At 69.2% G+C, this 21910-nt stretch carries 18 protein-coding genes; 7 read left to right on the forward strand and 11 right to left on the reverse strand.

Annotated elements, in window-relative coordinates; all coding sequences use genetic code 11:
- The first annotated feature begins 1 nt into the window (after position 1).
- Both pgeF and VFQ05_12990 read left to right on the forward strand, forming a co-directional pair.
- A complete protein-coding gene (gene pgeF, locus VFQ05_12985) occupies positions 2–733 on the forward strand; it encodes a peptidoglycan editing factor PgeF (GenBank protein ID HET9327673.1) in 732 nt (243 codons plus the stop codon).
- Between the two features lie 137 nt (positions 734–870).
- The gene (locus tag VFQ05_12990; GenBank protein ID HET9327674.1) at positions 871–1602 is read left to right on the forward strand and encodes a peptidylprolyl isomerase; all 732 of its coding nucleotides are present in this window, start codon (positions 871–873) and stop codon (positions 1600–1602) included.
- A 56-nt stretch (positions 1603–1658) separates the two neighbouring features.
- Here VFQ05_12990 and VFQ05_12995 read toward each other — a convergent pair whose 3' ends face one another.
- The 5 genes from VFQ05_12995 to VFQ05_13015 are packed head-to-tail and all read right to left on the reverse strand — an operon-like array spanning position 1659 to position 9322.
- Positions 1659–2090 (reverse strand): PPC domain-containing DNA-binding protein, encoded by a 432-nt coding sequence (locus tag VFQ05_12995; protein HET9327675.1) that lies wholly within the window; start codon positions 2088–2090, stop codon positions 1659–1661.
- Positions 2054–3991 carry a DUF4910 domain-containing protein gene (locus VFQ05_13000; protein HET9327676.1) on the reverse strand — a complete coding sequence of 646 codons (1938 nt, stop codon included), beginning with the start codon at positions 3989–3991 and terminating at the stop codon, positions 2054–2056. Before VFQ05_13000 ends, VFQ05_12995 begins: the two co-directional genes overlap by 37 nt.
- 8 nt (positions 3992–3999) lie before the next feature.
- Complete coding sequence (locus VFQ05_13005; GenBank protein ID HET9327677.1) at positions 4000–5346, reverse strand: hypothetical protein; 1347 nt, start codon at positions 5344–5346, stop codon at positions 4000–4002.
- Positions 5347–7476 carry a hypothetical protein gene (locus tag VFQ05_13010; GenBank protein HET9327678.1) on the reverse strand — a complete coding sequence of 710 codons (2130 nt, stop codon included), beginning with the start codon at positions 7474–7476 and terminating at the stop codon, positions 5347–5349.
- 13 nt (positions 7477–7489) lie between these two features.
- Positions 7490–9322, reverse strand: a complete 1833-nt coding sequence (locus tag VFQ05_13015) for a SpoIVB peptidase S55 domain-containing protein (GenBank protein HET9327679.1) — start codon at positions 9320–9322, stop codon at positions 7490–7492.
- A 94-nt stretch (positions 9323–9416) separates the two neighbouring features.
- Between VFQ05_13015 and VFQ05_13020 the strand changes: the two genes are divergently transcribed.
- From VFQ05_13020 to VFQ05_13035, 4 genes are all read left to right on the forward strand, one after another.
- Entirely contained in the window at positions 9417–11270 is a 1854-nt protein-coding gene (locus VFQ05_13020) for a bifunctional homocysteine S-methyltransferase/methylenetetrahydrofolate reductase (GenBank protein HET9327680.1), read from the forward strand.
- Positions 11267–11608 carry a phage holin family protein gene (locus VFQ05_13025; GenBank protein ID HET9327681.1) on the forward strand — a complete coding sequence of 114 codons (342 nt, stop codon included), beginning with the start codon at positions 11267–11269 and terminating at the stop codon, positions 11606–11608. The genes VFQ05_13020 and VFQ05_13025 overlap by 4 nt, the downstream gene beginning before the upstream one ends.
- Positions 11609–11630: 22 nt before the next feature.
- Positions 11631–12938, forward strand: a complete 1308-nt coding sequence (locus VFQ05_13030; protein ID HET9327682.1) for an aminotransferase class I/II-fold pyridoxal phosphate-dependent enzyme — start codon at positions 11631–11633, stop codon at positions 12936–12938.
- Between the two features lie 116 nt (positions 12939–13054).
- Positions 13055–13408 carry an STAS domain-containing protein gene (locus tag VFQ05_13035; protein ID HET9327683.1) on the forward strand — a complete coding sequence of 118 codons (354 nt, stop codon included), beginning with the start codon at positions 13055–13057 and terminating at the stop codon, positions 13406–13408.
- A 1-nt stretch (position 13409) separates the two neighbouring features.
- Here VFQ05_13035 and mutS read toward each other — a convergent pair whose 3' ends face one another.
- Both mutS and VFQ05_13045 read right to left on the reverse strand, forming a co-directional pair.
- Entirely contained in the window at positions 13410–16037 is a 2628-nt protein-coding gene (gene mutS / locus VFQ05_13040) for a DNA mismatch repair protein MutS (protein HET9327684.1), read from the reverse strand.
- Positions 16034–16912, reverse strand: a complete 879-nt coding sequence (locus tag VFQ05_13045; GenBank protein HET9327685.1) for an SPOR domain-containing protein — start codon at positions 16910–16912, stop codon at positions 16034–16036. Before VFQ05_13045 ends, mutS begins: the two co-directional genes overlap by 4 nt.
- 117 nt (positions 16913–17029) lie before the next feature.
- Between VFQ05_13045 and VFQ05_13050 the strand changes: the two genes are divergently transcribed.
- Positions 17030–17158, forward strand: coding sequence for a hypothetical protein (locus VFQ05_13050; GenBank protein HET9327686.1), 129 nt, complete (start codon positions 17030–17032; stop codon positions 17156–17158).
- Positions 17159–17290: 132 nt separating this feature from the next.
- Here the strand turns inward: VFQ05_13050 and VFQ05_13055 are convergent, their stop codons facing one another.
- From VFQ05_13055 to aroA, 4 genes are all read right to left on the reverse strand, one after another.
- The gene (locus VFQ05_13055) at positions 17291–19063 is read right to left on the reverse strand and encodes a 30S ribosomal protein S1 (protein HET9327687.1); all 1773 of its coding nucleotides are present in this window, start codon (positions 19061–19063) and stop codon (positions 17291–17293) included.
- A gap of 86 nt (positions 19064–19149) precedes the next feature.
- The gene (locus VFQ05_13060; GenBank protein ID HET9327688.1) at positions 19150–19797 is read right to left on the reverse strand and encodes a lysophospholipid acyltransferase family protein; all 648 of its coding nucleotides are present in this window, start codon (positions 19795–19797) and stop codon (positions 19150–19152) included.
- 15 nt (positions 19798–19812) lie between these two features.
- Positions 19813–20538 carry a (d)CMP kinase gene (cmk, locus tag VFQ05_13065; protein HET9327689.1) on the reverse strand — a complete coding sequence of 242 codons (726 nt, stop codon included), beginning with the start codon at positions 20536–20538 and terminating at the stop codon, positions 19813–19815.
- Positions 20535–21899, reverse strand: a complete 1365-nt coding sequence (gene aroA / locus VFQ05_13070) for a 3-phosphoshikimate 1-carboxyvinyltransferase (protein HET9327690.1) — start codon at positions 21897–21899, stop codon at positions 20535–20537. The genes cmk and aroA overlap by 4 nt, the downstream gene beginning before the upstream one ends.
- Positions 21900–21910 lie beyond the last annotated feature (11 nt).

Raw genomic sequence — 21910 nt, forward strand, 5'->3', positions numbered from 1 at the left:
CGTGCCGGCCTGGCGCCTGGACGCCGAGCCGTCTCACGCCCGTGTCGCCTTCTCGACCCGCCGCGGCGGAGTCAGCGATCCCCCGTATGACTCGTTGAATCTCGGACGCTCGACCGAGGACCGGCCCGAATCCGTCGAGGAGAACCGCCGCCGTCTGCTCGCATCGCTGGGGCTCGGTGCCTTCGCCCTGGCGACGCCCTCGCAGGTCCACGGCGCGCGCGCGCTCGAGGTCGTCCGTCCCGGCGCCGTGGCCGAGTGTGACGGCGTGTGGACACGCACCCCGGGGCTCGTGCTCGCCGTCTCCGCTGCCGATTGTCTCCCCATTCTGTTCACGTCGGATCGCGCCGTGGCGGCGGCCCACGCCGGGTGGCGTGGCTTGGCAAGCGGAATCATCGAGTCCACGCTCGGAAGTCTGTGCGGTGGCGCGGAACTCGAGGCCGAGCATGTCCGCGTCCATCTCGGTCCGTGCATTCGAGAGTGCTGTTATGTCGTTGGTCCTGAAGTGGCTCGCCAGTTTCCGCGCGAGTCCTTGCGCGAGCACGATGGCGAGATTCGATTGAGCCTTCCACGAGCCGCTCGGAAGCGGCTGCTCGACGCTGGGGTCGACGATCACGGGATCTTCGACACGGGCGCGTGCACCGCCTGTGAGCCTCGTTGGTACTACTCGCATCGACGGGATCGAGGCCGCACGGGTCGACAATGGGGCGTCGCGGCGCTTCTGGTATCCCCTTGACGACTCGATGACCCACCCGCGGCCCGAAGCGACCGGGGAGTATACCAAGTTCGATCGTGAACTGGAGTCCGAATGTCCTGTAGACTTCGCCGCCTCGCGCCAGGATCGGCGCGACGCACCCACGAGAGGAGAACACGATGCATCGATTCGTCACCGCCCTGGCGTTGCTGATCGCGACGGCCATCGGCGCTCAAGCCGCTGAAACGAAAGCCCCTTCCGCCCCCAAGAAGGCGTCCAAGGCCGCCGCCGCCCAGGCCACGAGTGGGCCGCAAGTGGCCGTCCTCGAGACGTCGCTGGGGGTCATCGTCATCAAGCTGGACGACAAGGACGCTCCGAAGACCACCGCGAACTTCAAGAAGCTGGTGCGAGAGAAGTTCTACGACGGCACCTACTTCCACCGCGTGATCCCAGGCTTCATGATCCAGGGCGGCGACCCCAACACCAAGGACGCCGACCCCAACAACGACGGACAGGGCGGACCGGGGTACACGGTGGCGGCGGAGATCAAGCTGCCCCACGTGCGCGGCGCCGTGGCCACGGCCCGTATCGGCGACCAGGCCAATCCCAGCCGCGCGTCCAGCGGCAGCCAGTTCTTCATCGACGTGAAGGACCAGCCGAGCCTCGACGCCGGCGGCTACACCGTGTTCGGTCAGGTGATCTCGGGGATGGATGCCGTGGATCGCATCGTCGCGCTGGGCGCGGATCCCTCGACGCCGCGCGGCGCGGCAGGTCCCAACCCGGGCAAGAAAGCGCTCATCGTCAAAGCGACGCTGGAGCCGCTGTCGAAGTGGGAGAAGCCGGCAGAGGCGGCGCAGAAGCCCGACGAGAACAAGACCACGTCGGCGGAAGCGAAGGGCGACAACAAGTAGAACCTCGCCTCGTGGTGCGGAGGAGCCGGGTCCACCAGGGCCCGGCTCTTCTCTGTCTACGATCGATCCCCGAGCTGCAGCGGATTGAATCCGAGATCGGGTCTCGTGACGCGCAGCAGCCTTCCGGGATCGGTGACGATCTGCACCTCGCAGGTCACGGTCACCACGGCGCGGAAGAGATGACCCCCGTAAGCGACGAAGTCCTCGCCGGCCAGGATCAGATGGCAATGCGGGAACGGCTGGCCCTCCAGCTCGCTGAGATTTCCGGTGAGCGCGAGGATCTCGTGATCGCCTTCGAACGTCCTTCGCACGTAGGTTTTCGAAGCCGGCACGAAGAAGCCGAGCTCCGTATCCCCCACGGCGCCGATGGCCGTGATCGCTCCGGCGCGCAGGCCCGCCGACTTCGCGAACGACTGGATCGTGGCGAAGATCTCCTCGCCGGGCTCGATCTTCAGCGCCCAGCCATATCGGGTGCGCTGGGACTCCATGCGGCCTCCTCCTCCGGGATCCAATCCGAGAGTCCGAGCCTCTCGGTGAGCTCGAACCACGCCGCGAGATGGCCGGGAGTGCTCCATCCCGTCTCCAGCCACACCAGGTGCTCGATCTCGGTGATCGTGCGCCGGCCGTCGCACGCGAGCCAGGCCAGCTCCGACACGAGCGGCGCGTTCTCGATCTCGAGCTCGCGGCGTCGCCATGCGTCGCGCAGCTCCAGCGGAAGCTCGCCCCATCCTTCGATCAGGCGGCGCGGGAATCCGAGCGGAGCGGTGATCACGCGCCGCGGCCTTCGGGAGTCCTTGACGATTTGCGGCTCCCGCCATGCTTGAAACGAGCCAGCCTCCTGCTGCACGAATTCGCGAAACTCGCGCCGTGCCTTTTCGATTCGTGGCGCCGGCACTTCCAGCCGAGCCAGGCTCGACAGCGCATGAGATCCTCGCAGCGCCTCGCGCGCGACGGCGCGCTCCGCGTCCGCGTGATCGATCGCCTCCAGGACCCGGACGCGCGCGTGACGCTCGACCTGCTCGAGAATCCAGGTTGGCTGGAGCGTGTCCGCGCTCGCCAGCGTGGCGACATAAGCGCCGGCGCAGCGGGCCGCGAGCGCGAGCGAGCCTGGGTCGGTCTTGTCCGGCGTGTCATGCGAGGAATGGTAGAAGCGATCCGGCCATTGGATCAGCATCGGACAGGGCACGCCGATTCCGGGATCGACGAAGACGGCATGATCGCTGCCGCCGCCGAATGGGACCTCGGCCATCCGAGTCATCGAATAGTGCCCGGGCCCCGAATACGACGGCACCCAGTCCACGGCCTTGCTCCGGATCCTGGCCAGCAACGTCTCGGCGAACGAGGCCGACCACACCGGAGGATGCTCGAGCAGGAACGTGCTGCCGCAGAGCTGCTGATTCTCTCCCACCATGTCGAGGTTGAGCGCCGCGGCGATGTCCGCCCCGTGCTCGGGCCTTCGGGCGAAGAACGCGTACGTGCCGGTCAGCTCTGGAACCCACAAGAACCGCAGCGGCCGTCCGAGCGGTCGCCCGCCGCGGGTCTCGGCGGCGAGGACCCGCGCCACCTCCAGATTGGCGGCGGCGCCCGAGGCGTTGTCGTTGGCGGATGGCTTTGGATGGCACAGATGCGAGACCAGCACCACCTCGGGCCTCGGGTCGCCCGAAAGAAGGCCTGACAAGAGAGGGAGGCTTCCGTCGAACGCGCGCGCGTCGATTTCGACGTCGAGCTCGAGCGATTCCCCGCGCCTCAGCCGCGCCCGCAGCGCGTCTGCGGCGCGCGGCGTGACCACGAAGCCCCAGCCGCGTGGCTCGTCGCCCGCCCACCAGAACGAGGTGTAGTTGAGCGCATCGGTCTCGTCGTCGCGCGTTCGCACCGGATGCAGAAGGCGGCGCGTGTCGGTGAGTATTCCCGCGGCCTGGCGACGCAGCACCGCGAGATCCAGAACGCGATGGACGTCTCCGCCGGCCAGCACCACGCACCCCCGGAGTTCGCGGCCGGCGTAGTGCTCTTCCTCGGTGCCCTCGCCGACTTCGACCAGCCGAAACCGGCCGCGCGCCGGTGCGCTGCGCTGGACGATCGACAGCGGCTCCGCGACCACGTCGCACAGGCGCTCGCGACTCCCGCCGGCGAGCAGGTCGGCCCATGCGCGCTCGCAGGCCCAGCCTTGCGGCATCACCTGACCGAGGAAACGCGTTCGGCCGTCGGCCGGGACGCGATCGATCTCGACCCGCAGTCCCGCGCGCTCGAGCTCGCCCGCCAGCCAGTCGGCCGCCTGGTCGAGACCGGGGCTCGCCTGCAGCCGATGGAAGCGTGTCAGGGCCTCCACCGCCGACAGCGCGCGCTCTCCCGAGACCTTCTGCCGCATCGTCTCGAGCCAGGCGTGGAACATCGGGTCTCCTAGCGGCGTGCGCGTCGGCGATCCGCGGTCGCACGCCTCTGGCGGCGGCGGCGCACGATGGCGAAGATCGCCGCGACCGTGAGCGGGATGCCGTACTCGATCCAGCGCCCGCCGAGCGAGAGGCCTTCGCCTTCGGCGAGTGGCGCGAACAGACCGTACGCCAGGATGCAGGTCAGCGAAAGCAGCACCCATCCCGGTGAGCGGCCGAGCGGCTCCAGCACCATCGCCCAGCCGAATGACCAGGGGTGAGCGACCGGCGATGCGATCCATGCGCCGCGCAGCGCTGCGCGCGTCGCCTCGGGTGCTACGACGCGGCGCCACGTGAGCGACACCACGAGCACGGCCACCAGACCGGCGGCCAGTCCAAGAGCCTTGAGCGGGTCGCCGATCCATGCCGCGAGGTAATGGAACAGGAGCGCGTTGTTGGCCCACACGCGGGTCGAAGCGGCGAGCCCCGAGCTCGACCCGAGTGTCTCGAAGAAGTACACGCCGAGTCCGAGGCCGATCACGACCAACGCCACGATTCGCGCGCGCCAGGTCCAGCTCCGCCACACGAACGGCAGCGCGAGAATCGGCAGCAGATGGGTCAGCGCGGCCACCGACAAGGCAACGGCCGAGAACATCGGCCGGCGCACCGCGTACATGAGCGCCGCGACCATCCACACCATCGCGGTCGGATCGTGATGACCCGAACCGGCGAATTCGGTGAGCACGAGCGGACACCACGCATAGGCGATCGCGGCGGTCGCATCCACGCCACGGCCGCGCACCCAGAAGACCAGCAGCCACACCAGCGCGAGATCATGGAGCAGGATCCACGACTTCATCGCCCAGATCGTGCTCGAGATCCTGGCCACGAGTGCTTCGCCGGCCAGCGCGAGAGGCGGGCGGATCGAGGCGAGCTCGGGATGATCGATGCGCGGGAACACCGTCTGGTCGCGCAGGGACTCGAGCTCCGGCGCCAGCGGACTCAGCCGATACGGGTCGTGTCCCGCGGCCAGGACACGTCCTTCCCATACCGAGCGGTAGATGTCGTCCGCAAGCGACGGCGTCACGGGCAGCAGCGCCACGCGCGCCGCGAGGGCGACGGCGAGGACCACGGAGGGCGCGATCGGCGGCGCATCGCGCGTGCTGCGCCACACCGCCACCGCGTAGAACGCGAACCCTGCGGCGAACAGCGCCTGGAAGGTGCCCAGCTCGGCGCGCCACGAGGGCATCCGCGCCAGCAGCACGGCCGCCAGCGTGACGCCGGTTCCGAGCGCCAGCAGCTCGAGCGCCGGTCCACGGGGCTGCCGCGGGCGGGCCGCCCCGCCTTCGATCAGCTCGAGCCGAGGGCGCTCGTGCACCTAACGGTTGCGCGGGACCGTCACGCGCTTGGCCTGGGTCGCGCCATTGCCGGCCTGATCCACCACGCGGACCGCCACCGTGTGCTCGCCGGGGTCGAGGTCCGGCAGTCGCGCACGGAAGGCCAGCGACCGCTCGTCCGCGAGCCCGCCCTGAGGCGTGACCTCACGCCAGTCGTCCTCGTCGACCGCGACGTCGACGCGCACCAGGATGCTGTGCTCGTCCTCCGCGCGCCCGCTCATCGTCACCGCCCGGGATTCGCCGCGCACATCGAACGCGGTCACCTGAGGGGGGGTGTTGTCGATGGTGAACGGCTCGCTCAGCGCTTCCGTCTGGAGCGCTTCGCCCACGGCGTTGGCCGGCGCGTCGCTGGCGCGAATGCGGATGCGATAGCGGCCATCGGGGATGTTGCGCGTGTCCCAAGTGAACGAGGTCGCTTGCACGTCCTCGCCGATCGATGACCAGGTCTCGCCGTTCTCCGAACGCAGATCGACCTGGTAGATCAGCGCGTCGCCATTGGGATCGCTGCCCCGCCATTGCAGCGTGCGCAACCCTCGCGCCCACTCGGGCAGCAGCTTGACCGGCCGTCCGGTCGGCGGCGCGGGCATCGAGTACTCGACGCGCTGTCCGCTGGGAAGGGTCTGCGTCACGGGCTCGGACCGCGGCTGGAGGTCGCCCTCGCGGAAGCCGGTGCCCTGCGGCGCGACCGTGACCTCCTCGACGCGCGGCGGGACGTTCTGCTCGCGCCACGCCACTTCGACGGCATCGACTCGTGGATTGCCTCCGGCCATCGTGATCTTCCATTGCAGGTAGCGCGCCGCAGGCGAGCGCGAGCCCTGATCGCCGACCGTGCGCCAGGGGCTCCACGTCGTGTCCGGAGGGTCGGTGTTGCCGCTGCGCGTCTCGATCTCGATCTTGCCGCCGCGCGACTCGCCTCGCCAGCGCACGCGGCCGAAGCGGGCGAAGCGCCGCGCGTCCTGAGCGGCCGCAACGAGCTCGCCGCGATCGGCCTTCTCCGGGCCGAGCCGCCACAGCGCGCCGGGATTCGAGGTCGCCGCGTACAACCGTCCGCGGCGGTCGCGGGTCAGCGCGGTGATCTGTCCTTGGGGCGCGCTCAGCCATTGCGAGCCGAATGCGGTGCCATCGAGGCGGAAGACCGTCGCCCGGTTGCCGGTGGCGGCGAACACGCCCTCAGGAGCACCGAGCAACGCGAACACGAAGGGGTGCGGCGAAGTCCACATCGAGGTCGCGGAGCTGTCGGGGACGATGCGATAGACGGTGGCACGGCCGCCGGTCACGGCGCTCCGCACCGGCTGCGGACGCTGCGCCGCCGCCGCAGGCGCGTCGTCTTCGTCGCCGGCGCCTTCGCTGGTGGTGGCGGTGGCCGACGCGGTGAGGCCGGCCGCGTAAAGGGCGCCGTCGGCGCCGAGCGCGAGCGCGCGCACTTCGTCCTCGGCGGCGTCATAGGTGGTGCTCCTGTCGCCGTTCGCGGAGACGTGCACCACGCGTCCCTTGGAGTCGCCGCCCGCGTAGCAGCCGCCGCGGCCATCGGAGACGATCGAGACCAGGTTGCTCTCGTCGCTGTCGAGCACCGTGGTGGCTTTTCCCGCGGAGATCTTCATCAATCGGCCGCGTGTCCCGGTCGCCGCCCACCAGGCTCCGCTTCCGGCCGCTGCCAGGCCCCAGACGTAACGCTCACCCGTCCGCGCGAGCAGCGTGGTGTCGCCCTTGGCGGAGATGCGGTAGACCCGCCCCTCGGGTCCGGTCCCTGCCACGAGACCGTCGCCGTCGGCGACGAGCGAGAGGACCTGCCCGGCCGAGAGCTTGATCCATGGGCGGACGCCGCGCTCGGTCCAGCGGTCGATGCGGCCGCCATCCCCCGCCATCGCCACCGAGCCGTCGCTCATCGCCGCGATCGCCCAGATCACCGAGAGGCTCTCGGCGGGGCTCGACGCCGTCCGCGGTCCCAGGCTCAGCACGCCGTCGGGGCCGACCACCACACCGTTCGCTTCCGCCTTCGCGTAATCCGCGGGAGCATCGGTGATCCACATCTGCGTCTCGACCGCGTGGGCCCTTGCCGCCAGAAGAAGGAGGCCGGCCCCGATCGTCACCTTCCACTGCGTTCGCCTCATCGGTCTCCCCGGGCTAGGGCGCTTGGGGGTCCACGGTGAATTCGAGCTGCACTTCACCGCTCACGTGGCCGTCGAGCTTCTTCTGCTGTTCGTCGAGCACGGCCTGGCTCCCGCGCCGCACCGCATCCTCGGCCGAGAGCCCGCTCGAGAGCAGCGCCAGCGCGGAGGTCGGCAGCTCGGGATAGTCCCGGCCGCGGCGCGTGACCTCCGGGGCTCTCGCCAGCAGCTGGACGTAGAGCTGGTCCGCGGGGCGCAGCTTCTGGATCCGCCGCCACGCTTCGTCGAGCGAAGCAGGACGGAATCGGCCCGGCAGCCTGGCGGACTCGAGGCGGTCGAGCTCATTGCCGCCTCCCGCCCACAACACATAGCGCCCCTCGGGCACTTCCTCGGGCACCTTCATCTCCAGGTCGATGGTGCGCCGCTCGCCTCGCCAGCGCTCCACCTCGCAGCGAAGCTTGAGCACGGCGCCCGGCCGGACCGCCGCGTCCATCAGCTGGACGCCACGCAGGGTCCACGCATCCTGCCCCGGCTCCACGGCGAGCCGAACGGACACGCTGTCGAGCGCCAGCGTGGAGAACGGATTGTTGTAGAGGAATGCGAGCGGCTGGGCGATCCCGGCGACCAGCTCATTGGTGGCCGATGCCCCGGTGGCGATGTCGTTGACGAAGAGCGGCGCCGCGCCGCGACGATGGAGTGTCAGCGACCAGCGCACCGTCTGGTTGCCTCCCGTGCCCCCGCTCTCCAGCAGGCTGTTGAGACTGGCCAGCGCGACGATCTGCGGCGCCAGCGCGCGGTCTTCGATGCTCTGGAAGCGGTAGTTGCGAGCCGGCAGGGCAGCGCCCTCGAGTCGAACGGCGAGCGGCATGAGGCGAGGCGCAGGTCCCATCCGTCCCGCCACCGCCGCGCGGCGATCCTGTGTGGCCGTGCCGAGCGGCGCGCCGGAGCTGCCGAGCTTGAACGAGATCAGCTGACTCGACACGATGGTCGTGATCTCCGCACTCGAGAGCGGCAGCTTGACCGCGCCGGACTGGAACAGCGGATGTCCGAAGATCAGCACCTGATCGCCGTCTCGCCACGTCACGGTTCCGATGGCGGCGAGCTGCATGTCGCCGCGCAGGAGATCGATCGCGACCGCCGAGCCCGGTTCGAGCGCAGGCCGCGCCGTGTTTGCCACGCCGGTCTTCCCACCCGGCACCGCCGCCAGCCCGAGCGGCGCGAGAAGCTTCTGGGCGAAGGGAAGGGCCGCGGGATCGAGGCCCACGCACGACACGGGAATCGACAACGCCACCGGCGCGCCGAGCGCCGCCTCCCCGGTGTTCGCCGGCGAGGTCGCTCCGGCCGGCGCGATCGGGGCAGCGCCCGCCCAGCTCAGTCCCCGGTACGTGGCCACCGACGTGGAGGCCGGCTCCAGACCGCTCGGTCCAGCGGTACCGGCATCGCCGCCTTCGGGCCGCGGCAGGCGGAGCACCTGGAGCATCTCGCCGATGGGCGTGACGCCGAACAAGGGCTCGCGACTGAAATTCCAGCCACTCGACAGAGCGCCGACCAGCTTGCCGTCCACATAGACCGGAGAGCCGCTCATGCCCTGCGCGATCCCCGTCTTCACCACGCGCTCGCTGGTCGCCTTGGCCAGGATCAGATCACCCTGGACGTCACCGGTCTTGAGCACGCCGACGATCTCCGCCTCGAACTCCTCCACCTTCTGGCCGGAGAACACCGTGCGCACGACCGCCTTCTGGCCCGCCTGGAGCTGGTCGGGCGACATCGTGGGAACGGGCGCGGAAACCGCCGGACCGGCGGCGAAGAGAAGGCTCGCGATCGACGCGATCCATACGCGGAGGCTCATCGGCCAGTCACTATAACAGAGCGGCATCGATCGAGGCCGCCGGCGCACGTGCTCGGCTTGAACCACTGTCGGGTTGCTCTTAGAGTGCCGCGCCATGCCATCCACCCTGCTCGCCCGGCTCGCCAAGGGTCCCCTGCTCGCCGATGGAGCCATGGGGACGCTTCTCAACCAGCGCGGGATCGGCTTCGAGACCTGTTTCGATGAGCTCAACCTCTCCCGCGCGGCGCTCATCGAGGGCGTGCATCGGGACTACCTGGTCGCCGGCGCGGAGCTGATCGAGACCAACACGTTCGGCGCGAATGCCCTGCGGCTCGCGGCGCACGGTCTGGAAGACCGGGTGCGGCTCATCGCGCGTCAGGGCGTCAAGATCGCGCGCGCGGCGCGCGAGATCGTGGGCGTCGAGGCCTTCGTGGCCGGCAGCGTCGGACCCCTGGGCAAAGTGCTGGAGCCATTCGGCCCGCTCACCGTCGAGGAGGCGGAGGCCGCATTCCAGGCGGTGGCCGAGGGGCTGCTCGAAGGCGGCTGTGAGTGTTTCATCCTCGAGACCTTCCAGGACCTCAACGAAGTGATGGCGGCGCTGCGTGCGGTGCGGCGCGTGACCCTCGATCTGCCGGTGATCGCGCAGATGACCTTCGGCACCGACGGCAAGACGATGTACGGACACACGCCCGCGCTGGCGGTCCGCACGCTGCGAGACGCCGGCGCGGACGTGGTCGGCATCAACTGTGGCGTGGGTCCTCAGCCCACGCTCGAAGTGCTGGAACAGATGATCGCCGCCGCCGACGGCATGCCGGTCTCGGCGATGCCGAACGCGGGTCTCCCTCAGTACGTCGGCGGGCGATTCGTCTACATGACGAGCCCTGAGTACTTCGCGGAGTTCGCGGCGCGCGCGGTGGACCTCGGCGTGCGCCTCGTGGGCGGCTGCTGCGGAACCACACCGGCTCACATCCAGGCCATGCGCGAGCGGCTCGCATCCCGGCTTCCCGCCGAGAAGCTGGCGCCCGGAGCGGAGGTGCGCGTGCTCGAGCAGGCGCCCGCCACGATGGCGCCGACCGCCCCGCAGAAGACGCCCTCGCTCCTCACCAAGCTCCAGGAAAAGTTCGTGGTGAGCGTGGAGATCGATCCGCCGCGCGGGATCAACACCACCAAGGTCATGGAAGGCGCGCGCCTGATGGCGAACCGAGGCGTGGACTGCGTCAACATCGCCGACTCGCCGATGGCCCGTATCCGGATGAGCGCGATGGCGCTCGCCTATCAGATCCACACGCACTTCCCGCGACTGGAGATCATCCTTCATTTCACCTGCCGCGACCGGAACCTGATGGGCCTGCAAAGCGACCTGCTGGGCGCCCATGCGCTGGGGCTGCGAAACATCCTGGCCCTGACCGGGGACCCGCCGAGCCTGGGGGACTACCCGAACGCGACGGCCGTATTCGACACGGACGCGCCCGGTTTGATGCGCATCATCCACCGGATGAATCAGGGAACTGACCTTGCCGGGACATCCATCGGGGCGGCCACCAACTTCGCGGTCGGCTGCGGGGTGAACCCGACGGCGGACGACCTGGACGCCGAGATCGAGTACGTCAAGCGCAAGCTGGAAGCCCAGCCTCACTTCGTGATGACCCAGCCGGTGTACGAGCTGGATTGCTGGAAACGATTCGTGGACCGGCTCCGGGGGGTCACCCAGGTGCCGATCCTGATCGGCATCCTGCCCCTCCAGTCCTTCCGCCACGCCGACTTCCTGCACAACGAGGTTCCCGGTATTACCGTTCCGGATTGGATTCGTGGGAGGATGCATGAGGCCGGCAACGAGGGGCAAAGGGTCGGCGTCGAGCTGGCGCGCACGCTCCTCGGCGAGTGCAGGGCCATGGCGAACGGCGTCTACCTGATGCCGTCATTCGGGCGCTACGAGAACTGTCTCGAGGTTCTGGAGGGCTCCCCATGAGTCTGCTCCTCTATTTCGTCGTGATGGCGGTCGTCATGCTCGGCTTGTCGCATCTGCTGCCGGGCTTCCGGGTCGACGGCTTCCTGCCCGCGTTCCTCGGGGCGGTGGCGCTGGCGGCGGTGAACACGATCGTCAAGCCGATCCTTTTCGTGCTCACGCTGCCCTTCACGATCATCACGCTCGGCCTCTTCTTGTTCGTCCTCAACGCCATCTGCCTGTGGATTGCCGCGCTGATCGTGCCCGGCTTCCGCGTCGATGGCGTGTTGACCACACTCTTGGCTTCGTTGCTGCTCGCGGTGGTGGGCATGGTCTGGAAGGCGGCGACCCGGGGCAGCTGACATCACATCGCGGGAGGATCCCATGGAGAGGACCCAAATGGACGCGCTGCGGATGGACCCTGTCGACGATGCGAGCCTCTCCCGCCTCGCACGCGGCTTGATCGGATCGGAAGTGCTGCGAATCGCGGCCGAGATCCGCGCGCTCATGGCGCAAGGCCAGCCGGTGTGCAACCTGACGGTTGGCGACTTCGATTCGCGGGAGTTTCCTCCTCCCCGGCGGCTCGTGACCGGCGTTCAGAAGGCGCTCGACGATGGGCACACCAACTATCCGCCGAGCAACGGCGTGCTCGAGCTGCGCCAGGCGGTGGCGCGCTTCTATCAGCGCGAGTTCGGGCTCGACTATCCGCTCGAGTCCGTGCTGGTGGCCAGCGGAGCTCGTCCTCTGATCTATGCCACCTATCGCGCTCTGGTGGATCCCGGCGACTCGGTGGCGTTCCCGGTTCCGTCGTGGAACAACAACCACTACTGCTACCTGACCGGGGCCCAGGGCATCCCGATCGAGGTGACGCGCGAGTCCTGCTTTCACCCCACCCCGGCCCAGGTGCGCGCGCTTCTGCCCAAGGTCCGTCTGCTGGCGCTCAACACGCCGCTCAACCCGACCGGAACCGCGATCGAGCCCGAAGTCCTGGCCGAGATCACCCGTGACCTGGTGAGCGAGAACGAGCGCCGGCGAGAGCGCTCCGAGCGTCCGGTCTTCCTCATGTTCGACCAGGTCTACTGGTCGCTGGAATTCGACCGCTGGGAGCCGGTCTCTCCGCCCGCGCTGGTCCCCGAGTCGGCCCCCTACGTGGTGATGCTGGACGCGATCTCGAAGTCTCTGGCCGCCACGGGGCTCCGGGTGGGTTGGTCGGTTGCCGCGCCGGTGGTGACGCAGCGCATGTCGGATCTGCTCGGTCATGTCGGGGCCTGGGCGCCCAAGGCGGAGCAGGTGGCCACGGCCGCATTCATCGACGATGCCGAAGCCTTCGCGAGCTTTCGGCGGGACATGCACCGTCGCCTGCGCGAGCGTCTCGACCGTCTGTATCGCGGGCTCTCGGGGATGAAAGACCGGGGACTTCCGGTCGAAGCGATCGAGCCCGAAGGAACCCTCTACCTCTCGGCTCGCTTCGATCTCTTCGGGCGCTCGATCGACGGGCGGGAGATCCGCACCAACGACGACATCCGCCGGCTGCTGCTCCAGGGCGCCGGCCTCGGCGTCGTCCCCTTCCAGGCCTTCGGGCTGGAGCGCGAGAACGGATGGTTCCGGCTCTCGGTCGGCGGCGTGACGCTCGAGGCCATCGAAGGCGGACTCGATCGACTGGGGACCTTGCTGGACCGCGTCGGTCGCTAGCCGGGGAGGTCTCGCGAACACCCGCCAACCTTGCGGGGGTTCGCGTGTCTATCAGGCGTAGGACTCCCAGAGGCACTTCCCCTTGGCCCTCTCGGGTTCCCCCAAGGAGGCGGGTCATGAGAATCCAGAGACGAGAATCAGCGGGCGTCGTGATCCTGGAGATCGCGGGCGACTACTTCGGCGGGCTCGAGACCCATGCCCTCGAACAGGTTCTGGGCGACGAGATGGCCGCCGGGAACGTGCTTCTGCTCCTCGACCTTTCGAGCTGCCACGCCATGAACTCGACGGCGCTCGGCATCCTGATCGAAGCGCATCGCGCGTGTGAGGCCCAGGGTGGCGTGATGAAGCTGTGCGGCGCGCAGGGACGCATGAAGAGTCTGCTGAACGTGCTTCACGTGGAACGGCTGTTCGAGCAGTACGGGACCGAGGCGGAGGCGCTGGCCTCGTTCGTCCAGCAGGCGAGCGCCTAGCTCAGGATTCTCCGAGGCTTCGCTTGAGCTCGGCCAGCAGCGCGAGCGCCTCGAGCGGCGTGGTCGCATCGAGGTCGGCGGAGCGAAGGGCTTCGACCACCGGGTGGGGCGCTGTCCCGAAGAGCGGAAGCTGTCCCGCGGCTTCGGCGGACACGGCACGTCCGCGCCCCTTCCGGCCCAAATGCTCCACCGTCCGCTCGCGCTCGAGCTCCGCGAGCACCGTCCTGGCGCGGTCGATGACGGAGTCCGGAAGTCCCGCGAGCTGCGCGACGTGGATGCCGTAGGACCGATCGGCGGCGCCATCCGCGATGCGATGGAGAAAGACCACTCCATCCCCCCACTCCTGGACGACGACGTGGACGTTCCGCAAACGCGAGAGCGAGTCCGCGAGCTGGGTGAGCTCATGATAGTGCGTGGCAAAGATGGTCCGTGGCGTGGGTCCGCCCTCCGCGTGGAGGTGTTCCGTCACCGCCCAGGCCAGAGCCAGGCCATCGTAGGTGGCGGTGCCGCGCCCGATCTCGTCGAGCAGCACCAGTGAGCGCGCGGTCGCGTTGCGAAGGATGTCGGCGGTCTCTTCCATCTCGACCATGAACGTGCTCTGCCCGGCCCCGAGCCGGTCGGACGCGCCGACGCGCGTGAAGAGGCGATCCACCCATCCGATGCGTGCGGCGCGGGCCGGGACGAACGAGCCGGACTGGGCCAGCAGGACCGCCAGCGCGATCTGCCGGAGGTAGGTGCTCTTGCCGCCCATGTTGGGGCCGGTGAGCAGCAGGATCTGGCGCTCGCGTCCGTCGAGCGCGACCGCGTTCGGCACGAACTCCCCGCGCGCCATGAGCTGCTCGACCACCGGATGGCGCGCCTCCTCGAGGATCAGCGCGTCGGAGTCGTCGAGCACCGGCCGGACCCAGCCGTAGCGCGCGGCCGCTTCGGCCAGCGCGGACTCCGCATCGAGAATCGCCAACGCGTCGGCCGCGGCCTGGAGCCCCGGAACGAACGCGGCGGCGCGCTCGCGGAGCTCCACGAACAGCTCGTGCTCGAGCGCCTTGAGCCGGTCCTCCGCGCCGAGCACTTCGCTCTCCTTCTCTTTCAGGTCGGGCGTGACGAAGCGCTCCGCCGTGGTGAGCGTCTGGCGCCGCTCGTAGCGCGGCGGAACCTTGTCGAGATGAGGCCGCGTGACCTCGAGGTAGTAGCCGAAGACGCGGTTGAAGCCGACTTTGAGACTCGCGATGCCGGTACGCGTGCGCTCGTCGCGCTCGAGATCCGCGATCCAGCGCTTTCCGGAGTGCGCGAGCTCGAACAGCCGGTCGCGATGCGCGTCGTATCCCGGACGCAGGATGTCGCCGTCGCGGGAGACCGGCGGCGGGTCCTCCACCAGGGCGCGAGCCAGCAGGTCCGACAGCTCGGGGAAGCCGGGGAGCGACTCGCGCGCCCGCGCGGCTTCGGCATCGCCGAGGCGCAGCAGGATCTCGGCGAGCGCCGGAAGCTTGTCCAGCGCGTCGCGCAGCGCGCCGAGATCGCGCGGCGTCGCCCGCCGGAGCGCCAGCCGGCTCGCCAGCCGCTCGAGATCGGGAAAGCCGCGCAACGCGTCTCGAAACGACTGGCGGTCGATGGCGCGCGCGAGCCATCGCTCGACGGCATCGTGCCGCCGCTCGAGGGACTGCAGATCGGCCAGCGGGCGCTCGAGCCAGCTGCGCAGCTTGCGACCGCCGAGCGTCGTGACGGCGAGGTTCAGGTGGTGCCACAGCGTGTGGGCGGGCTCTCCGCCGGGCTGGGGCTGGAACAGCTCGAGATGACGGGCCGTGGCCGCGTCATAGCGCAGCGTCGGCTGATCGGCGAGGAAGCGGGCGCGCGGCGCCGAGAGCGCCGGTCCGCCCTGCACCCGGTCCAGATAGGCGAGCGTGGCGGCGGCCGCCGCTTCCGCGGCGGGCATCTCGCGGAGTCTGCCGGCGAGCGTGGCGCCCCAGCGCGCGTCGAGACGGGCGGTGTCGAGGAACGGCTCGGGGCCGGCCGTGGTGCGCGCGCCGGCCAGGCCGAAGAGCACCGGCTCGAATCGCTCGCGCAGAGCGATGGGAAGGCCCGAGATCTCGGGGATCAGCCATTCCGCCACCCGCAGGCTGGCGAGCGCTCCCTGGGCCTCGCTCCATCCGAGCGCGGCGAAGCTCACCTCGGATGTCGACACATCGGCCACGCACAGGCCAAGCGCCTCCTCGGTTGGCCACACCGCGGCGATGAAGTTGTTGGCGGCCGGATCGAGGAAGCTCTCTCCCACCACCGAGCCCGGCGTGAGCACCTCGGTGACGCCGCGCGCGACCAGGCCCTTGGCCTGCGACGCGTCCTCGAGCTGCTCGCACACCGCCACCTTGTGCCCGAGCTTGAGCAACCGCGCGACATAGGCGTCACGCTGGTGCCATGGCACGCCGCACATCGGGATCGGCTGCGGATCCTGCTTGTTGCGCGACGTGAGCGTGAGACCGAGCAGCGAGGCTCCCGCGATCGCGTCATCGAAGAACATCTCGTAGAAGTCGCCGAGCCGGAAGAACAGGAACGAGTCGGGATGGTCCTGCTTGGCGCGCCGATACTGATCCATGAGCGGCGTCCGGCTCGCGGCCTTGGGCGCAAGGGTGCTCACTCGGCCCTCACCACCTGATAGGTGACGCCGAGCGCCCGCACGGCGAGCTCGCCCGCCTGCCGGGCGTCTGCGGCGCTTCCGTACGCGCCGAGGCGCACGACGTGGATCGCCGACAGGCCCTGCCCGCGGGTGATCACCTGGGCGTTCGGGAATCCGGCGCGCTTGGCCTCGGCGGCGAGCGCTCGCGCCCGGCCGCGATCCACGAACTGCCCGATCACCACCGCGATCGTCCCGGCGCCCGGGCGCTGTGCCGAAGCGGCGAGGTGGGCGCGGGCGGAGGCGGCTTCGATGCTGCGCGGATAGTCCTTGAGCAGCCGCTCGCGCGCGCGTCGCGCCTCGTCCTGTCGGTCCGCCCGCTCGGCCAGCGCGGCGATCCGCTCGAGGATGGTGGGTCCGGTTTCGCCCAGCGGCTGGCCGAGCAAAGGCTCGAGCGTCTCGAGCGCCTTCTCCGGCCGCTCGGCCACCTCCCAGGCCTGTGCCAGCCCGAGGAGCGCCGGCTCGCGCAGCGTCGTCGAGGTCCGCGCCACGTCCTCGAGCGCGGCTCTGGCCTGGGTGGGCTCACCGAGACCGAGGAACGCGAGCCCCTGCGCGTACCTGGCCCGCGGCTTCTCGCCCGGCGCCAGGCGTGCGGCGGCACGTCCGAAGGCGGCCGCGGCATGACGGAACTCGCCGCGTGCGTAGTGGAGCTGGCCCAGCACCATCACCGCCCGGGCGCCGGCTCCGGGATCGGCGGAGGTTTCGAGTCGGCGAAGCGTGGCCGGCAGGCTGTCGCTGGGCGTCCTCGCGAGCAGAGTGTCGAGGTCCGACGCCTGCGCGGCCGAGACCGAGGCGCTGAGGGCGAGTGCCATGAGCATGGCGAGAGGCTTTCGCGTCATGCCGGGCAGGATACGGACGGCGCGGCACAAAGCAAGCTCACGGCACCCACGACATGGCCCGAGAGAAACACGGCAATACGCGGTCGCGGCGTCTGCGCGATGGGGGCGGCGGTCAGCGTGGCAGGCTCCCATGAGCTGCGCCGCCATCCATCTCAGAACTCCATCGAACGCGCCGGCGCCTCGGATCCCAAACACGCGACCTCGGCGCTCGGCGCCAGCGGCTTGCTCATGGGCCCTGCCGCGTGACCGCTCCTTTCAGCAGCTCGGCGCATCCCCGCGCTTCTCTCGGGCCATGTGGTGGGTGCCAGGGCCGCTCCTTCACAAGAAAAAACCGGGCGGAACGTGGGTTCCGCCCGGCGTGACTGCGGAGCTCGAGAGTTATTCCTCGTCTTCCTCCGGCTCGTCCTTCAACTTCTTGCCCTTCGCTTTCGAAGGATCTTCGGGCTCCTCGACCGGCGGGTTGGCGGCGATCTTGGCGCGCACCTGGTTGCGCCTCGAGGTCCACTCGGCCAGCGCGATGTCGTCCTGCTCCGCCAGCCAGCCCTTGACGCTGAGGATCAGGCGGTGATTCGGGACGTCGACACGAGTCACCTTCATGGTGAGCACCTCGCCCACCTCGAAGGCGTCCATCGGACGCTTCAGATCGTCGATGCCGAGCTGTGAGGTCGGGACGAAGCCCTCGATGCCGTTTCCCAGATCGACGATGGCGCCGCGATCGAACAGCCGGTTGATCGTGCCCGTGATCTCCATGCCCGACGGATACTTCTCGGCCAGCGACGGCCACGGATCCTCGGACACCTGCTTGAGTCCTAGGCTGATGCGGCGATGCTCCTTGTCGATGGCCAGGATCATGACCTCGACGGAGTCGCCCTTCTTGAGCACCTCGCTCGGATGAGCCACGCGCTTGGTCCACGACATGTCGGACACGTGCACGAGACCGTCGATGCCTTCCTCCAGCTCCACGAAGGCGCCGAAGTTCGTGAGGTTCCGGACCTTGCCCTTGACCCGCATGCCCGGCGGGTACTTCTGATCGAGGGTGAGCCAGGGATCCGGCTCCACTTGCTTGAGGCCGAGCGAGATCTTCTCGTTGGCCTTGTCGACCTTGAGGACCACCGCCTCGATGGTGTCGCCGAGGTTGACCACCTTGGACGGATGCCGCACGTGTCGCGTCCAGGACATCTCGGAGACGTGCACCAGGCCCTCGACGCCCTTCTCGAGCTCGACGAAGGCGCCGTAGTCGGTGATCGAGACCACTCGGCCCTTGATGCGATCGCCGACCTTGTACTTATCCTCGACGCCTTCCCATGGATAGGCATCGAGCTGCTTCAAGCCGAGTGAGATGCGCTCCTTCTCGGGATCGAAGTTGAGCACTTTGACCTTGAGACGATCGCCGATCTTGACCAGCTCGGAAGGATGGCCGACCCGGCCCCACGACATGTCGGTGATGTGGAGCAGGCCGTCGATGCCGCCGAGGTCCACGAACGCGCCGAAGTCGGTGATGTTCTTGACCACGCCCTCGCGCACCTGGTCCTTGGCCAGGTTCTTGAGGATCGCGCTCTTCAGGCGGTCGCGCTCTTCCTCGAGCACGGCGCGGCGCGAGACCACGATGTTCCGGCGGCGCTTGTTGAGCTTGATGATGCGCACGGAGACCGTCTGCCCCAGCAGGGCGTCGACGTTCTGCACCTGGCGCAGCGCGATCTGGGATCCCGGGAGGAACGCCTCCACGCCGTAGAGATCGACCACCACGCCGCCCTTGATCTTGCGCACCAGCTTGCCTTCGACCACCTGGGCCTGGTCGTAGGCGTCCTTGACGCGATCCCACACGCGGACGAAGTCGGCGCGCTGCTTGGAGAGCACGACCAGACCGTCCTGGTTCTCCATCTTCTCGAGGAAGACGTCGATGGTGTCGCCCACCTTGATGGAGGAGGGGTCCGGGAATTCGGACAGGGCGATGACGCCCTCGCTCTTGAACCCCACGTCCACCAGCACTTCCTTCTCGTCCACCGCCAGCACGGTGCCGCGGACGATCTCGCCTTCACCCAGTGAGCGCAGCGAGTCTTCGTAATGGCTGAGCATCTCCGCGCGCTGCTCTTGCGTGATGCCGTCCTCGTCGTCCTGATTGACGAGCCTGGGAGGTCGCGGTGCCCGCACCGGCATCTCCGTAGCGGGGGTAAGGGTCTTCTCCGACGTCTCCAGCATGAACGGGTGGCCTCCTGAATCGGTATGAGTTCGGGCGCTCAAGCGGCGCCCCGTGAAGCAGCGGTCTCCTGCCCGGTCCTGAGTATCGCGATCTCCCGCATGACGCCCTCGCCGACCTTCTGGTAGAGCATTCGCCCCGGCGTGAGGTCGGTCTCCGGATCGATCAGATCTTTCCAGTGGCGTGCGTGCCCGAACCACAGACGGACCTTCACGCCGCGGCGCCACCAGCGCGCCGGTCGATTGCTGCCCGAGATGTAGCAGGGCACGATCGGGACGTCCGCCTGGACGGCCATCATCCCGACACCGGGTCGCGGGGGATGCAACTCCCCGTCGCGCATCCGGCTTCCCTCGGGGAACATCAGCAGCGCTTCACCCTGCCGCAGCACCTCGAGAGCCCGCGCCAGTCCGCTGAGATCCGCGACTCCGCGACGAATCGGAATCGAGTTCAGCGAACGAATCAGCCACCCGAGCCCCGGCGTGCGGAACAGCTCCTCCTTGGCGAGGAAATGCACCTCGCGAGGAAGCGCAGACCCGATCATCGGGGGATCCCAGAACGAGATGTGGTTCGAGGCGATCAGCAACCCACCCTCGCGGGGGATGTGCTGGCGACCTCGTACGTCCCATCCCGTCAGCAGACCGAAGCAGCCGCTGGCGAAAAGCCGCGCGGCACTATAATACGGGCTCAACGAATCTCCTAACCTTCAAGGGCTCGCGCCCGAGCCGGGAACGCCGCCCGATGGGTCTCCTACCCCGGCCGGGAACCGCGGATGGGCCCGGACCAGCTTGAGGACCTCCGCAACCTGAGCCTCGACCGTCAGGGCGGATGTGTCCAGCGTCACGGCGTCGGGTGCGGCAACCAGCGGGCTGTCGGCGCGCTGACGGTCCCTCCGGTCGCGGCGATCGAGGTCCTCGGCCACCTGCTCGATGGGCGCCGGAATCCCGTGGCGCACAAGCTCCTGGTGGCGGCGCATGACCCGGGTCTGCGGAGCGGCATCGAGGAAGATCTTCAACTCCGCGTCCGGGAAGACCACGGTCCCGAGGTCCCTCCCCTCGGCCACGAGCGGGCCCTGCTGACGCAGACGCCGCTGAATGTCGACCAGGCGGCGGCGAACCACCGGCCGGGCCGCCAGTCGAGAGGACGTCTCGCTCACCGCCGGGGTGCGGATCCGGTCCGTCACGTCCACGCCATCGAGCCAGACCTGAGGCCGCTCCGGGGCGCCCGAGAGCGAGAGCTCGGTGGAACCGACGCACGCGTCGAGTGCCGCGTCGTCGTCGGGCGCGACCCCGAGCTCGAGCACTTTGACCGCCAGCGCGCGATAGAGCGACCCGGTGTCGACGTAGAGAAACCCCAAAGCGCTCGCCACCGCACGGGCCGTGGTGCTCTTTCCGGCGGCGGCCGGACCGTCGATCGTGACCACGAAGCTCATCGGGCGAGCGCGTCCTCTTCGGGGACTTCGACCTCGGCGCCCAGCGTGCGCAGCGCTCTCACGAACCCCGGGTACGAGGTGGCGATCTCGCTCGCGCCGGTCACCGTGACCGGGCCATCGGCGAAGGTCCCGGCGACGGCGAACGCCATGGCGATCCGATGGTCGCCGGCAGCATCGACGATTCCTCCGCGCAGGGTTCCTCCGTGAATCGAGAGCCCGTCCGGATGCTCCTCGACCTCGATGCCGAGGCGACGGAGATTCGTCGCCAGCGCGGCAATGCGGTCGCTCTCCTTCACCCGCAGCTCTGCCGCGTGGCGGATGCGGGTGACCCCGCGCGCCCGGGCGGCCGCCACGGCCAGCGCTGGAATCTCGTCGATCATCGTTGGAATGAAGTGCGCCCATGAGGCCGGTGTCCAGTCGCGAAGCGCTTCGAGCATGTCTGGCCCGGTGACGGTGACGTTCCCGATCGGCTCTCCCGCCTCCATCCCGGTTTGCTCTCGAGTGACCTTCGCCCCCATCTCTCCGAGTGCGAGCAGCAGTCCCGTCCGCGTCGGATTCAGGCTCACGCCCTCGGCGGTGATCGCAGCCCCCGGAGTGGCGGCGACGCCGGCCAGGAAGAACGCGGCCGCCGAGAAGTCGCCGGGCACACGCAGTCGCCTCCCCTGCAACCTGGCCGGACCCGTGACCGAGAAAGGAGGAACGAGGGCATCGTCGAGCTCGTGGGCGTCGATCTCCGCACCGAATTCCGGAAGCATGCGCTGGGTGTGGTCGCGAGCGCCTTCGATGATCACCGTGGTCTTGCCCTCGGCAAAGAGTCCCGCGAGCAGCACGCAGGAGGCCACCTGTGCGCTCCTGCTCTCGACCTTGTATTCGATCGCGTGTAAGGGCCCACCCTCGATCTCGAGCGGCGGGAGACGGTCGCCTTCGCGGGCGCTGAGCTTCGCGCCCATCCTCCGCAAGGGCTCGATCACACGGTCGACCGGACGCCGTTGCAGCGACGCGTCCCCGGCCAGTGTGGAGCGGAACGGCTGCGCCGCGAGCGGGCCGGCCAGAAGGCGCAGTGTGGTTCCCGAGTTCCCGCAGTCGAGTATCCCGTCGGGTTTCGAGAACCGCATCGCGCAGCCGCGAAGCGTCACCTTTCCGGGTTCACGCCGCACCTCGGCGCCGAGCGCCTCGAGGCAGGTGAGCGTCGACTCGCAATCGGCTCCCGGGTTCGGCTCCTCCACGGTCGTGACGCCCTCGGCGAGTCCGCCGAGAATGTACGCGCGGTGGGTGACCGACTTGTCTCCCGGCGGCGTGACGCTGCCGCCCAGGCCCCGTCCCGGATGAACGACGATACGGGAGGAAGCGCCGGGCGGCATGTTCGGATTCG

Source organism: Candidatus Eisenbacteria bacterium, from assembly GCA_035712145.1.
GTDB lineage: Bacteria > Eisenbacteria > RBG-16-71-46 > RBG-16-71-46 > RBG-16-71-46 > DASTBI01.

Bases quoted from the DNA above. Each gene is read 5' to 3' on its own strand.
- VFQ05_13035 (HET9327683.1), top strand. From the start codon at position 13,055: ATGAGAATCCAGAGACGAGAATCAGCGGGCGTCGTGATCCTGGAGATC.
- VFQ05_13045 (HET9327685.1), bottom strand. From the start codon at position 16,912: ATGACGCGAAAGCCTCTCGCCATGCTCATGGCACTCGCCCTCAGCGCC.
- cmk (HET9327689.1), bottom strand. From the start codon at position 20,538: ATGAGCTTCGTGGTCACGATCGACGGTCCGGCCGCCGCCGGAAAGAGC.
- VFQ05_12995 (HET9327675.1), bottom strand. From the start codon at position 2,090: ATGGAGTCCCAGCGCACCCGATATGGCTGGGCGCTGAAGATCGAGCCC.
- VFQ05_13000 (HET9327676.1), bottom strand. From the start codon at position 3,991: ATGTTCCACGCCTGGCTCGAGACGATGCGGCAGAAGGTCTCGGGAGAG.
- aroA (HET9327690.1), bottom strand. From the start codon at position 21,899: ATGCCGCCCGGCGCTTCCTCCCGTATCGTCGTTCATCCGGGACGGGGC.
- VFQ05_13030 (HET9327682.1), top strand. From the start codon at position 11,631: ATGGAGAGGACCCAAATGGACGCGCTGCGGATGGACCCTGTCGACGAT.
- VFQ05_13020 (HET9327680.1), top strand. From the start codon at position 9,417: ATGCCATCCACCCTGCTCGCCCGGCTCGCCAAGGGTCCCCTGCTCGCC.
- VFQ05_12990 (HET9327674.1), top strand. From the start codon at position 871: ATGCATCGATTCGTCACCGCCCTGGCGTTGCTGATCGCGACGGCCATC.
- VFQ05_13025 (HET9327681.1), top strand. From the start codon at position 11,267: ATGAGTCTGCTCCTCTATTTCGTCGTGATGGCGGTCGTCATGCTCGGC.
- VFQ05_13015 (HET9327679.1), bottom strand. From the start codon at position 9,322: ATGAGCCTCCGCGTATGGATCGCGTCGATCGCGAGCCTTCTCTTCGCC.
- VFQ05_13010 (HET9327678.1), bottom strand. From the start codon at position 7,476: ATGAGGCGAACGCAGTGGAAGGTGACGATCGGGGCCGGCCTCCTTCTT.